This window comes from Pseudodesulfovibrio sp. JC047, assembly GCF_010468615.1.
Taxonomy (GTDB): Bacteria; Desulfobacterota; Desulfovibrionia; order Desulfovibrionales; family Desulfovibrionaceae; genus Pseudodesulfovibrio.
In genome coordinates this window covers 1-370 of the sequence record NZ_WUEH01000105.1, presented here as the reverse complement: position 1 = coordinate 370, position 370 = coordinate 1, and the positions used below count along the sequence as shown (strand labels likewise).

Annotated in this window: 1 tRNA gene; it reads right to left on the bottom strand. The window is 27.6% G+C overall.

What is annotated here, in order from left to right:
* Positions 1-177 precede the first annotated feature (177 nt).
* Positions 178-248, bottom strand: a tRNA-Asn gene (locus GO013_RS16810).
* Positions 249-370 lie beyond the last annotated feature (122 nt).

Below are 370 nucleotides of genomic sequence, written 5' to 3'. Positions count from 1 at the left end.
AGGGAATAAGGAGTAATAGTTAAAGAAAAAATAGCAAAAGGCTTTCCCTGGTAAAAGGGAATAACAAGATAAAGTTATAACAAGAACAATAATTAAGATTGATTGGCTGTTCCTGGCTATTATTTTAAGAAATAAATCCGGCTCAAACTATTATTTAAGTTAGAATATTTTTATATTAGTCACTAAGAGGAATCGAACCTCTATCTAAACATTAACAGTGTTCTGCTTTACCATTAAGCAATAGCGACATATTTATTAAATTAATTATCCTTATCATTATTATAGTTATTTTTACGGGGACCAGTTTTTTTTTGTTTTCCTTCATATATAGTTTGTTCTGTTCTTATGAAAACAAGTAAATATACATGCA